General features: G+C 71.5%; 14 protein-coding genes. 7 read left to right on the forward strand and 7 right to left on the reverse strand.

What is annotated here, in order from left to right; all coding sequences use genetic code 11:
- Positions 1–30: 30 nt before the first annotated feature.
- Positions 31–1050: a hypothetical protein gene (locus ACWEN0_RS41405; RefSeq protein WP_451986024.1), complete on the reverse strand. Its 1020-nt coding sequence runs from the start codon at positions 1048–1050 to the stop codon at positions 31–33.
- 121 nt (positions 1051–1171) lie between these two features.
- Here ACWEN0_RS41405 and pip point away from each other — a divergent pair, with 121 nt between their 5' ends.
- Positions 1172–2098, forward strand: a complete 927-nt coding sequence (gene pip / locus ACWEN0_RS41410) for a prolyl aminopeptidase (protein WP_451986025.1) — start codon at positions 1172–1174, stop codon at positions 2096–2098.
- Here pip and dmpG read toward each other — a convergent pair.
- Positions 2095–3120 (reverse strand): 4-hydroxy-2-oxovalerate aldolase, encoded by a 1026-nt coding sequence (dmpG, locus tag ACWEN0_RS41415; RefSeq protein WP_451986026.1) that lies wholly within the window; start codon positions 3118–3120, stop codon positions 2095–2097. The two genes, pip and dmpG, sit on opposite strands and share 4 nt — an antisense overlap.
- The gene (locus tag ACWEN0_RS41420) at positions 3117–4016 is read right to left on the reverse strand and encodes an acetaldehyde dehydrogenase (acetylating) (RefSeq protein ID WP_451986028.1); all 900 of its coding nucleotides are present in this window, start codon (positions 4014–4016) and stop codon (positions 3117–3119) included. Before ACWEN0_RS41420 ends, dmpG begins: the two co-directional genes overlap by 4 nt.
- A 75-nt stretch (positions 4017–4091) precedes the next feature.
- Between ACWEN0_RS41420 and ACWEN0_RS41425 the strand changes: the two genes are divergently transcribed.
- A complete protein-coding gene (locus ACWEN0_RS41425; RefSeq protein WP_451986030.1) occupies positions 4092–4475 on the forward strand; it encodes an OsmC family protein in 384 nt (127 codons plus the stop codon).
- An 82-nt stretch (positions 4476–4557) separates the two neighbouring features.
- Positions 4558–4773, forward strand: coding sequence for a hypothetical protein (locus ACWEN0_RS41430; protein WP_451986032.1), 216 nt, complete (start codon positions 4558–4560; stop codon positions 4771–4773).
- 99 nt (positions 4774–4872) lie between these two features.
- Here the strand turns inward: ACWEN0_RS41430 and ACWEN0_RS41435 are convergent, their stop codons facing one another.
- The 3 genes from ACWEN0_RS41435 to ACWEN0_RS41445 all read right to left on the reverse strand — a co-directional run bounded on the left by ACWEN0_RS41435 (position 4873) and on the right by ACWEN0_RS41445 (position 8560).
- The gene (locus ACWEN0_RS41435; protein WP_451986166.1) at positions 4873–6363 is read right to left on the reverse strand and encodes a rhamnogalacturonidase; all 1491 of its coding nucleotides are present in this window, start codon (positions 6361–6363) and stop codon (positions 4873–4875) included.
- A 196-nt stretch (positions 6364–6559) separates the two neighbouring features.
- On the reverse strand, positions 6560–7753 hold the full coding sequence (tuf, locus tag ACWEN0_RS41440) for an elongation factor Tu (protein WP_451986034.1): 1194 nt from the start codon (positions 7751–7753) through the stop codon (positions 6560–6562).
- Between the two features lie 234 nt (positions 7754–7987).
- Positions 7988–8560: a cupin domain-containing protein gene (locus ACWEN0_RS41445; RefSeq protein ID WP_451986036.1), complete on the reverse strand. Its 573-nt coding sequence runs from the start codon at positions 8558–8560 to the stop codon at positions 7988–7990.
- 18 nt (positions 8561–8578) lie between these two features.
- Between ACWEN0_RS41445 and ACWEN0_RS41450 the strand changes: the two genes are divergently transcribed.
- Genes ACWEN0_RS41450 through ACWEN0_RS41460 form a run of 3 tightly spaced genes read left to right on the forward strand, consistent with a single transcriptional unit; the run spans position 8579 to position 10718 of the window.
- Positions 8579–9064: an N-acetyltransferase family protein gene (locus ACWEN0_RS41450; RefSeq protein ID WP_451986038.1), complete on the forward strand. Its 486-nt coding sequence runs from the start codon at positions 8579–8581 to the stop codon at positions 9062–9064.
- A 5-nt stretch (positions 9065–9069) separates the two neighbouring features.
- The gene (locus ACWEN0_RS41455; protein WP_451986040.1) at positions 9070–10059 is read left to right on the forward strand and encodes a sigma-70 family RNA polymerase sigma factor; all 990 of its coding nucleotides are present in this window, start codon (positions 9070–9072) and stop codon (positions 10057–10059) included.
- Positions 10060–10091: 32 nt separating this feature from the next.
- Positions 10092–10718: a hypothetical protein gene (locus ACWEN0_RS41460; protein ID WP_451986042.1), complete on the forward strand. Its 627-nt coding sequence runs from the start codon at positions 10092–10094 to the stop codon at positions 10716–10718.
- Here ACWEN0_RS41460 and ACWEN0_RS41465 read toward each other — a convergent pair.
- Complete coding sequence (locus ACWEN0_RS41465) at positions 10663–11247, reverse strand: helix-turn-helix domain-containing protein (protein ID WP_451986044.1); 585 nt, start codon at positions 11245–11247, stop codon at positions 10663–10665. The genes ACWEN0_RS41460 and ACWEN0_RS41465 overlap by 56 nt on opposite strands.
- Positions 11248–11323: 76 nt before the next feature.
- On the opposite strand from ACWEN0_RS41465, the gene ACWEN0_RS41470 reads away from it, so the two are divergent.
- On the forward strand, positions 11324–12256 hold the full coding sequence (locus ACWEN0_RS41470; protein WP_451986046.1) for an NAD(P)/FAD-dependent oxidoreductase: 933 nt from the start codon (positions 11324–11326) through the stop codon (positions 12254–12256).
- The last annotated feature ends 34 nt before the right edge of the window (positions 12257–12290 follow it).

Genomic DNA, 12290 nt, shown 5'->3' on the forward strand with positions numbered 1-12290 from the left:
GCGCGCCGCCACGGCGCGCCCCCGAAAACCTCAGTAGGCGACCGCGAACGCGTGACTCATCGCGTCGTTGTGCGTCGCGGCCGAACCGGCCGCGTCCGGCAGGCCGCTCGCCGCCAGCTGGACCGCGCCCGTCGACCCGCTCAGCCAGTCCGTCTTCACGTAGAAGTTGAACTTCGGCACGCAGCCGTTGCCCGTGGCCGCCGCGAAGTGCGTGTTGAGCGGGACGACCAGGTGGTGGACGTCGCGGCGCACGACCGCCGTCACGCTCGAGGACGCATCCGACTTGCACAGCGTGCCGTCGGCCTTCCACTGGTTGACGAACAACGTCACGCGCGCCGTCATCTCGTTCACCGGGCAGTCGTAGTTCGCCGGTTCCGGGTAGCAGGCCATGAGTTCCATGTCGCCGAAGACGCTGAGCCCGGTCACCGGCGCCGTCTCGAAGATCTCCGTGCCCGGCTCGCGGACCGTCTTCGCCGACGAGTTCAGGGCGATGACGCGCCCGGACGGCGTGTCCCCGTCGTCGGCCTGGGGCGGCGTGCCCGCGGTGGTGTTCGCGACGCTGGTGTCGGCGAACTTCAGCTCGCCGCTCACCAGGCGCACGGTCGAGGTCCCGAGCCCGAGGTTCGCGCTGCGCAGGTAGGTCGTGCAGGTGACCGTGCCGGCCGCGCCGGGGTGCACCAGGAACCGGGTCGTGACGCCGATGTCGCGCAGCGACGCCGGCGCGTCGGCGCTCGCGATCAGGACGTTCTGGCCGAGCACCTCGTTCTTCGTCCAGCCGCTGGTGCTCGCGCAGCGGACCTCGTTGTCGATCAACGTCGTGTTCGACGCGTTGTTCGCGCGCAGCGTCGAGTAGACGTACGCGGTCTGGTTCGCCGTCATGGACAGCTGGACCGAGCCCAGCGCCGCCACGTACTGGGTCTCGTGCGGCGAGGTCACCGTGCGCGGGGTGAACGTCACCGCCGTCGCCGCCTGGGCCGCGCCCGCCGTGCCGAGCAGCCCCGCGAACGTGGCCGCGCAGGCCAAAGCCGCGGCGAAGATCCTGCGTTTCATCGAAATCCCCTCGAAAGAAGTGGGTTCGTCCGGAATGATCACCGGCCGGAACCGATTCTGGCGCGGGCACGGCGCGACCGGACCGGTCGGTAGCGGACATTGACCGGAGGTGGACACCCGCATGGCCGAGCTGTTCCCGCTGAACGAGCCCGACGCCCAGGGGCTGCTCGACGTCGGCGACGGGCACCGGATCCATTGGGAGACCAGCGGCAACCCGGCGGGCAAACCCGCGGTCGTGCTGCACGGCGGGCCCGGCCAGGGCAGCACCCCGGGCATGCGGCGGGTGTTCGACCCGGCCCGCTACCGGGTGGTGCTGCTCGACCAGCGCGGCTGCGGCCGGAGCGTCCCGCACGCGACGACGTCCGTGCGGGACAACACCACCGACCACCTGGTCGCGGACCTGGAGAAGCTGCGCGAACACCTGGGCATCGAGCGCTGGCTGGTCACCGGCGGCTCGTGGGGCACGACGCTGGCCCTGGTGTACGCCGAACGCTTCCCCGAACGAGTGACCGAACTCGTGCTGAGCGCGATCAGCACCACGCGCCGCTCCGAGATCGACTGGCTTTACCGTGGTGTGGGCCGCTTCTTCCCCGAGGAGTGGGCGCGCTTCACGCTGGGCGCCGAAGACGACGTTGCCGCGTATGCGCAGCTGATGTCCTCGCCGGATCCCTCGGTCCGGGACCGGGCGGCGGCCGCGTGGTGGCGGTGGGAGAACGTGGTCCTGTCACTGGAGCCCGGCGCCGCCCCGGTGACCGACGAACCGGTGGACGACGCGACGCGCGCGTTCGTCACCCTCACCACGCACTACTACGCGAACGCGGGCTGGCTCGAGGAAGGCGCGGTGATCCGGGACGCCGGCCGGCTGGCCGGCATCCCGGGCGTGCTGATCCACGGCCGCCTCGACCTGAGCTGCCCGGTCACCACGGCGGTGGAACTGGCCGAAGCGTGGCCGGGCGCGGAGTTGTTCGTCGACGACCACTCCGGGCACCGCGGCAGCGACGTCAAGCGCGACTGGAAGCTCGCGGCCCTGGACCGCTTCGCGGGTTAGCCCTCCGCGGCCAGCGTCACCGCGACGTCGATGATCATGTCCTCCTGACCGCCCACCAGGGCGAGCTCGCCGCACCGGCGCAGGATCGCCTGGGCCGGAACGCCGTACCGCTCCGCCGCGCGCTCCGCGTGCAGCAGGAAGCTCGAGTACACCCCGGCCCAGCCCTGGACGACCGCGTTGCGGTCCATCTTCGGCCAGCGGTTCAGGTACGGGCGCACGACCTCCTCGGCCGCGTCGAGCAGAGCGCCGACGTCGAGGCCCGTGTCGATCTCGAGGCGGTCGAACACCGCCGCGAGGACCTCGGTCGGCGAGTTGCCGGCGCCCGCGCCCAGCGCGCAGAGCGAGCCGTCGATGTAGCGGACGCCCGCTTCGTACGCCAGGACCGAGTTCGCGACACCGAGCGAGAGGTTCTGGTGGCCGTGGTAGCCGACCCACGCCGTGTCGCCGACCTCCGCGACCAGCGCTTCGAACCGTGCCCGGGCTTCGTGCATCAGCAGCGCGCCGGCCGAGTCCGTCACGTACGCCGCCTGGCAGCCCGCGTCGACCATGATCCGCGCCTGCTTGGCCAGGTCCTCCGGTGGCGTCCGGTGCGCCATCATGAGGAACCCTGCGGTCTCCATGCCGAGTTCGCGCGCCAGCCCGAAGTGCTGCGGCGAGACGTCCGCCTCGGTGCAGTGCGTGGCCACGCGCACCATCTCCGCGCCCGCGTCGAACGCCCGCTGGAGGTCCTCGGCGGTGCCGATCCCCGGCACGAGCAGCACGGCGATCTTGGCCTGCTTCGCCTCTTCGCGGGCCGCGGCGATCAGCTTCAGCTCGTCGACGGCGGAGAAGCCGTAGGTGAACGACGAGCCGCCCAGACCGTCGCCGTGCGTCACCTCGATGACTTCGACACCCGCGCGGTCCAGCGCGCGGACGGTGTCGCGCACCTGCTGCTCGGTGAAGCGGTGGGCCATCGCGTGGCTGCCGTCGCGCAACGTCGTGTCGACGATCCGGACGTCGTGCTTCAGTTCGGACCGGCTCATGCGGACACCTCCTGCTTGGCCTGCGCCATCAGCTCTCCGACCCGCGCGGCCGCAGCCGTCATGATGTCGAGGTTCCCGGCGTACTCGGGCAGGTAGTCGCCGTTGCCGCGGACCTCGAGGAAGATCCCGACGCGGGCGTGGCCGTCCCAGTCCTCGCGCGCGTCGTCGAACTGCGGGTCCGCGCGCAGCGTGTAGCCGGGGACGTACTTGCGCACCTCGTCGACCATTGCGTGGATCGACGCCGTGATCGCGTCGCGGTCGGCGCCGGGCCCGATCGCGCAGAACACCGTGTCCCGCATGATCATCGGCGGTTCGACCGGGTTGAGGATGATGATCGCCTTGCCGCGCCCGGCACCGCCGATCTCGGCCACCGCCTGCGACGTCGTGCGCGTGAACTCGTCGATGTTCGCCCGCGTCCCCGGGCCCGCGCCGCGCGACGCCACCGACGCGACGATCTCCGCGTACGGCACCGGCGTCACCCGGGAAACCGCGTGCACCATGGGAATCGTGGCCTGGCCGCCGCAGGTGATCATCGAGACGTTCGGCGCGTCGAGGTGGGTGCCGAGGTTCACCGGCGGGCACACCATCGGGCCGAGGTGCGCCGGGGTCAGGTCGATGGCCTGGATGCCGGCTTCCTCGTACCGCGGGGCGTTCGCGGCGTGCGCCTTCGCCGACGTCGCCTCGAACACGACCTCGGGCAGGGGGTCCTGCCGCAACAGCCAGTCGACCCCCTCCGCGGACGCCGCGATCCCCTGCGCCCGGGCGCGCGCGAGCCCGTCGGACTCGACCACGCCGACCATGTAACGGACTTCGAGAACTTCACTGCGTCGCAGCTTCGCCAGCAGATCGGTGCCGATGTTGCCGGGGCCGACGATCGCCGCCATCACGGGAGCCATGCCCCGACCGTCGCACCGCGCTCGGTGCCGATGACAGCCTTGTGTTCCGACCAGTGGAACGTCGACACTGGTCCGATGGCATTCGAGGTCGTGGCGGGCGCGGGGTCCCTGCGCAGCGAGACAGGCGTGCGGTTCCCCCACCGCTGGACGGATCCGGGCGTGAGCGTCGACACCGAGTTCACCGGCGGTCACCTGCTGAACCTGGCGGCGGCCGGCTGCGTGCTGAACGACCTGTACCGGGAAGCCGGGCAGCTCGGCATCGAGCTCGCCGGCGCCCGGGTACGCGCCTCCGGCGGCTTCGACACGACCACGTGGACGTCCACCGGCATCACCTACGCCGTCGAACTGGACTCGACGGCGCCGGCCGAGGACCTCGCGCGGCTGCTGGAGGTCGTCGACGCCGTCGCCGAGATCCCGCGGGCGCTGCGAGCCGGGGCCCCGGTGCACCGCGCGCCCTGACGCCTTCGCGGGCGCCGGGCGCCGGTTTGATCGACTCCCGATCGGGGCAGATTCGAGGAGAAGCCGGATCGAGGAGGGTTCGATGGCCGAGCGACGTTGGCGCTTCATCCCGGCGACCGCCCCGCTGTGCTGGCTCAACCTGGCCGCGGGAGCATTGCTGCTGTTTTCGAGCGTGCTGACGATGACGGAAACGGACTCGGGAGTACCGGTGCTGTCGGTGGTCGCGGGCGTGGCGGCGGTGGCGCTGATCGTCCTCGCGACGATCGGCCTGGCGCGGCCCCGGTTGCGGGGTCGTTGAGCCCGGCCCGGACCGCGGTCGCGACGTCAGCGCGGGAGTCGCCGGTGGTCGGGCGGCCGCGCCGGGCCCCGCGGCGGCGCCGGGGCCCGGGCAGGCGGCTCACAGCTCCTGGTGGTCCGCGTGCTCCACCCGGGCGTCCGGCACCGGGCGGCCGTCGCTCACGCGGAAGTCGTCCACGTCGTCCAGCACGAACGTCGGGGTTCCCTCGACCTTGTCCGCGCGGCAGTGGTGCACGTCGAGATCTGCCACGTCGCGCACCACGAACGCCGGCCGGGTGTCCTGCGCTCCGAAGTGGACGTCCACATTGTCCAGACTGATCCCGCGCGCGTGCCGGAAGAAGAACCCGTACGCCGGCAACGTGCCGAACATCGACGGCTCCGGGTACGCCGTTTCCAGCTCCGGCGGGTTCTGCACCGCGTCGCCCGGGGTGAGGCCGCCCGCCAGGTGGTGGCGGATGGAGCTCAGCTTGACGTCTTCGATCGGGTGACCCGGGATCCCGGCGATGCACGACGGATAGCGCGGATCCGCGTCGACCGTCGTCACGTCGCTGATGCTCACCCGGCGCAGGAAGCCGACCGGGCTGCCCGCCGGCCCGCGCATCCGCGCGCCCAGGCGGAGGAACAGCGGCATCTGGACCTTGCGCATGGTCAGGTTGCTGATCGTCACGTCCTCGAGCCAGCCGCCGTCGACCGTCTCCAGCGCCAGGCCGCGGCAGTACTCGAAGACGACGTTCGAGATCGCGATGTTGCGGAACCCGCCGTTGGCCTCGGTGCCGAACTTGACCCGGCCGGTGCGCCCGTACGACGCCGTCTTGAACGTGCCGTCCACCAGCGTGCCCAGGTCGTAGCCGCTGACGAAACAGTTGTCGATGGTCACGTTTTCCGTGTCGCGCACCCGGTTCAGCGCGTACGAGCTCTTCAGCACGATCGCGTCGTCGTTGGGCGAGTTCACCGTCGTGTTGGCGATGCGAACGTTCTTGCAGCAGTCGATGTCGATGCCGTCGCGGTTGGTGTCGATCACCAGCCCGTCGATGCGGAAGTTGTCGACGCCGGTCGGCAGGATGCCGAAGTGCCCGCCGTTGACGATCGTGATGTCGCGGATCGCGACGTTGCGGCACAGCTTGAGCGCGATCGCCTTGTTGCCGTTGAGCGGCGCGGATTCCGCGCTGCCGCCGGCGACGAGCCCCTTGCCGTCGATCTTGCCCGGGCCCTCGATGGTGACGTTCTCGAGGTTCTCGCCCCAGATCAGGCTGTTGTGCCAGTGGCTGTGCCCGAAGTCCTGGTACGGGTTGCCCGCGCCGGGCTCGGCGGGGTCGTACCCCTTGCCGCCGGCCGGGGCGGCCGCGAGGATCGTCGCGTTCGCCCCCAGGTACAGCGCCACGTTGCTCTTGAGGTGGATCGAATAGCTCGCGTACGTGCCGGCCGGGAAGTACACGGTCCCGCCGCGCCCCGCGGCCGCGTCGATCGCGCGGTTGATCGCGGCGGTGTCGATGGTGCAGCCGTCACCCTTCGCGCCGAACTTCGTGACGTCGAAGAAGCCGCCTTGCGAGAGCTCCTCGGCTCCGGCGGCCGGTGATCCGACGAATGGCAGTGCGGCAGCACCCGCCGCACCCCAGGTGACCGCCTGCCGGCGGCTCACCGATCTACCCACGTCTGCTCCCTGAAATCGCCATGGCGGAAGCACCTCGCGGCGCTCCCGACGGCGGATCGGGATGTGACTCAGGCTAGGAAGATTCATCCGATGAGTCAAGCTCGTCCCCGCCCGGGGACGGGGACGAGCCCGATCTTCAGTCCAGCACCTCGCGCACGGTGCCCGCGGCCACCGTGAGGCGGCCTTCGCGCATCGCGAACCCGAGGCCCGGGCTCAACGCGACCGGCTGGCCGAGTTCCACGGTCAGCGAAGCCGCCTCGCCCGGCCGGACCACGCTGACGCCGTCGTCGAGCGTGACCACTCCGACGACGTCACTCGTGCGGAAGTGGAACTGCGGCCGGTAGTTCGCCGCGAACGGCGTCCGCCGGCCACCCTCGGCCGCCGACAGCACGTGGACGTCCGCGCGGAACCGCGTGTGCGGCCGCACGCTGCCCGGCAGGCAGACGACCTGGCCGCGCCGGACCTCGCCGCGCTTCACCCCGCGCAGCAGCACGGCGGCGTTGTCCCCCGCCTCGGCGCGCTCCATCGGCTTGCCGAACGTCTCGAGCCCGGTGGCCACGCTCGCGACGGCCGGGCCGAGCCCGATCACCTCGACCGCCTCACCGACCGCGAGGGTGCCCTGCTCCACCGCGCCGGTCACGACGGTGCCGCGGCCGGTGATGGTCAGGACGTTCTCGATCGGCATCAGGAACGGCAGGTCCAGCCGGCGCGGCGGCACCGGAACGTGCTCGTCGACGGCGGCGAGCAGGTCCAGGATCCGTTGCGTCCACAGCGGGTCGCCCTCGAGCGCGCGCAGCCCGGACACGCGGACCACCGGCACGGCGTCGCCGTCGAAGCCGTAGCGGGTCAGCAGCTCGCGCACCTCGAGCTCGACGAGGTCGAGCAGGTCCTCGTCGTCGGCGAGGTCGGCCTTGTTGAGCGCGACGACGAGGTGCTCGACCCCGATCCGGCGCGCCAGCACGACGTGCTCCCGGGTCTGCGGCATCGCGCCGTCCTGCGCCGAGACCACGAGCACGGCGCCGTCCAGCTGGGCCGCACCGGTGATCATGTTCTTGACGTAGTCGGCGTGGCCGGGCATGTCCACGTGCGCGTAGTGCCGGGTGGGCGTCTCGTACTCGACGTGCGCGATGGTGATGGTGATGCCGCGCTCGACCTCCTCCGGCGCGCGGTCGATGCGGTCGAAGGCGACGTAGTGGTTGGCACCACCGGGCTCCCGCTCGGCGAGGACCTTGGTGATGGCCGCGGTGAGGGTGGTCTTCCCGTGGTCGACGTGCCCCATCGTGCCGATGTTGAGGTGCGGCTTGGTCCGCACGTACTGCTGCTTGGTCATGGGATTTCCCTGTGCTGAGAGGTGAATGCGCGCGAAACCGGGCGAGCGCGGCGACCCTCCCCCGGCGGTTCCGCGGCAGGACAGGGGAATCGGGGAAGGGTCAGCTTCGAGCGCCGCTCAGCCGTGCCGAACCGGCGCTCGGCAGGGACGAGCCTGCGAGCGTCGCGCGATCGGACACGGGGAACATGCCGGGAAGGTTCGCACGGCGGCGGTCACCGTGTCATCCGGTTTTCCCTACGGACGCGCGGAACGCGGGCGCATCACGAGCGCGGCGACGTGGTACTCGCAGGGTTCGTCGGCGCGGTTCGCGTACGAATGCGTTACGTCGGCGGGAAAGTACAGCGAATCTCCCGCCGCCAGCACGTACTCCGCCGATCCGACGCCCAGCCACAGCGTGCCCGACGCGACCGTGACGAACTCGTGCGAACCCGGGGCGTACGCCGGGAAGTCGCCCGCGTCGCACCGCGGTGGCAGCGTGGTCCGGATCCATTCGAAGTTGACGCCCGGGACGACCGGGGTGAGCACCGTGCGGTGCCAGCCGCCCGGTTCGGCGACGTGGTCCTGCTCCGCCGCGCGCCGGACGACCACCCGGTCCGTCTCGAGGTCGGCGAGCAGCCGCGACAACGACAGCCCGAGGCCGTCGGCGATGCGCGACAGCACCACCACCGTCGGTGTCTTCTCGCCGCGCTCGATCGCCGACAGCATGCTGACGCTCACGCCGGCTTCCGCGGCCAGCGCGCTCAGCGCCAGACCGCGGTCGGCCCGCAGGGAGTGCAGGCGGCGGCCGAGGCTCACGGGGTCAATCATTCCCCTATAATACAGATCATGTCCACTATAGAGGAAGCGACGGAGGCCGACGCCGAAGGCATCGCGGCCGTCTTCGCGCCGTACGTCACCGATTCGGTCGTCACGTTCGAGACCCTTCCGCCGACCGCGGACCAGTGGCGCGCGAAGATCCGCGAGAGCGAGCTGCCGTTCCTCGTCCTGACCGACGGGCGCATCCTCGGGTACGCGCTGGCCACGCCGTGGCGGCCGAAGCCGGCGTACCGGCACACCGTCGAAACCACGATCTACCTCGCGCCGGAAGCCACCGGCCGGGGCTACGGACGACGGCTCCTGGACGAACTGCTGAAGCGCTGCGCCGACGCGGGCGCCCGGCAGGCGATCGCCGTCGTCGTCGACTCCGGCAGCGACGCGTCACGCGCCCTCCACCGCTCGGCCGGGTTCACCGACGCGGGGGTGCTGCGGCGCGTCGGGTTCAAGCACGGCCGCTGGCTCGACACGTTCCTGATGCAGCGCGATCTAGGCTGACGGCCGTGGAAACGGACCTGCAGGCCGCGGCTCGGGGCGACCGGGACGCGTTCGACCGGCTCGTGCGGCCGTACCAGAGCGAGCTGCGCGCGCACTGCTACCGGATGCTCGGCGCCCTGCACGACGCGGAAGACGCGCTGCAGGAGGCGTTGCTCGGGGCGTGGCGCGGTATCGCCGGCTACGAGGGCCGCAGCTCGGTGCGCGCGTGGCTGTACCGGATCGCGACGAACGCCTGCCTGAAGCTGATCAAGCAGCGTCCGAAACGCATGCTGCCCCGCGACCACCACCCGGCGGCGAACCCCGGCGACCCGCTCGCCGACCCGGTCGACGGCGAGGCGTTCGTCGAGCCGTACCCCGAGGACGACTGGGATCCGCAGCGCCGCTTCGAGCTGCGCGAGAGCGTCGAGCTGGCGTTCGTCGCCGCGCTGCAGCACCTGCCCGGCACGCAGCGGGCGGTGCTGATCCTGCGCGAGGTGCTCGCGTTTTCCGCTGCGGAGGTCGCCGAAGCGCTCGACACGTCGGTCGCGTCGGTGAACAGCGCCCTGCAACGGGCCCGGACCACCCTGAACCGGCAGGCACCGTCGCGGAGCCAGCAGGCGACGTTGCGCAGCCTCGGCGAAGACGCGGAACGCGCTCTGGTGGCGAACTTCGTCGCCGCGTGGGAACGCGCGGACGTCCCGGCGTTGCTGAAGCTGCTCACCGACGACGCCCGCTTCACGATGCCACCGCTGCCCGCCTGGTTCGACGGCCGCGACGACGTCGCCCGCTTCCTGTCCGGCACCGTGTTCGCCACCCCGTGGCGGCTGGTGCCACTGCGGGCGAGCGGCCAGCCGGCGTTCGCGTGCTACCAGCGCCACCCGGACGGCGTGTTCCGCATCGGCTGCGTGAACGTGCTGACACTGCGAGACGACCGGATCGCGGAGATCACCGGCTTCCTCGACCCGGCGATGTACGCGGGGTTCGGCCTGGCCGCGGAGTTGAAAAACCAGCCGTAGCGCGCGGATTCCCGACGGGCGATGATGCGTCGATGACCGTCGCGCCGGATCCGACCACGATCATGCTCGCCGAATACTCCGCGCTTCGCAGCGAGACCGAACGCCGATCGACGATCCAATGGAGTGTCTTCGCCCTCCAGATCGCCTCGGCCGGCGCGATCATCAGCGTCGCGATCGCGTCCGCCACGCAATTCGTCCTGCTGCTCGTGGTCCCGCTTTCGTCGTACATGCTGGGCAACCGCTACCTCCTGCACGACTTCCACCTCAAGCTGATCCACCGGTACATCCGCGACGATCTGAATCCCCGGTTGTCCGGGAACCTCCTTTGGCAGTCCTGGCGGGACGAGCAGCTGAAGCGCGAGACCGAACCCCGTCGGTGGTTCACCGCGACCGGGTGGAACCCCGGGCACCCCACCCAGCTGGCGTTCGCCGGGATCGCCGCGCTCGCCCTCGCCGGCGCCCTGATCGCCGGGATCTTCCTCTGGGCCACCCGGGCGCCCGCCTGGTACGTCGTCACCGGGTACGGGCTGGCCTGCCTGGTCGACGCCCTGGCCACGCTGCAGCTCTACCGGACTTTCGGCACCGCGCGCGACAAAGACCCCGCTAACGCGACTTCGCCCGCAGGTGCAGTCGCTCCCCTTGCTTCCCGAACAGGCTGAGGATCTCCGCCGGCCGTCCCACCGCGCCGAACCAGTGGGGCAACCGGGTGTCGAACTCCGCCGCCTCGCCCGGGCCCAGGGTCATGTCGCGGTCGGCCAGGACCAGGCGCAGGCGGCCCGACAGGACGTACAGCCACTCGTAGCCTTCGTGCACCTGCGGGTCCGGCTCGCCCGTCTCCGGTTCCAGGATCATCTTGAACGCCTGGGGCGCGCCCGGCTGGCGGGTCAGCGGCAGGACCGTCATCGTCGCGCCGTTGGCCCGCGGGAGGCGGCGGGGGGTCAGGCGGACGCGGGGGTCGCCGACCTCCGGGGCGCCGACCAGCTCGTCCAGCGGGACCTGGTGGGCCTGGGCGATCGGCAGCAGCAGCTCGAGGCTCGGCTTCCGCTGGCCGGACTCCAGCCGTGACAGCGTGCTCTTCGAAATGCCCGTGGCCGTCGAGAGGTCGGCCAGCGTGACCCGCCGCTGGGTGCGGACCCGCTTGAGGCGGGGGCCGACCTCGGCCAGGGCCTGGGTGATCGCGTCGGTCATGCCTCCAGGAAACGCCCTTGTCCCGGAAACGGCAACATTTGTTGTCGGAATCGCGAAGCGGGTTCAGGGTGGCGGCATGACCGAAAACAGCTATGACGTCCTGGTGGTGGGCGGTGGCGCCGCGGGCCTCAACGCCGCCCTGATGCTCGGCCGGGCGCGGCGGCGCGTCCTGGTCGTCGACGGTGGTTCGCCGCGCAACGCCCCGGCGTCGCACATGCACGGGTTCCTGTCCCGCGACGGCCTGCCGCCGTCGGACCTGCTCGAGATCGGCCGCGAAGAGCTCACCGGCTACGGCGTCGAGCTCGTCCAGGACCAGGTGGTGCGGCTCGAAGAAGGCTTCACGGCCGAGCTCGCGAGCGGCCGGACGCCGACCGCCCGGCGCGTGCTGTTCGCGACCGGCGTCCACGACGACCTGCCGGACATCCCCGGGCTGCGCGAAAGCTGGGGCACCGACGTGGTGACCTGCCCGTACTGCCACGGCTACGAGGTGCGCGACCGGCCGCTCGGCGTGCTCGGCACCGAACCCGCGAGCGTCGAGCACGCGCTCCTGGTGCGCCAGTGGTCGCCGGACGTCGTCTACTTCGCGCACACCGAACCACTGTCCGAAGAGGACCGGGTGCGCCTCGACGCCCGGGGTGTCCGGGTTGTCGAAGGCACTGTGACGGCCGTCAGGCGCGAACACGGCCACCTCACCGGCGTCGAGCTCGGGAGCCGGTTCGTGCCGCGGGTGGCGCTGTTCGTCAGGACGAAGACCGTCGCGCACGACGAGCTCATGCGCGGGCTCGGCTACGAAGAGACCGACGCGATGGGCCGGACGAACGTGCCGGGGCTTTGGGCGGCCGGGAACGTCGTCGACGCGCGGGCCACCGTGATCATCGCCGCGGCCCAGGGCGCGGCCGCCGCCGGTGCGCTCAACCACGACCTCGTGGGCGAAGACGTCCGGCGGGCGGTCGACGCGTTCGGCGGCTTCACCCCGGCGGCGGAGCGCGCGGCCGCGGCGGCCCGCTGACGTCCTGGCGCCGGGCGGCCGGCCGTGCCAGGCT

It is taken from the genome of Amycolatopsis sp. NPDC004378 (assembly GCF_053602455.1).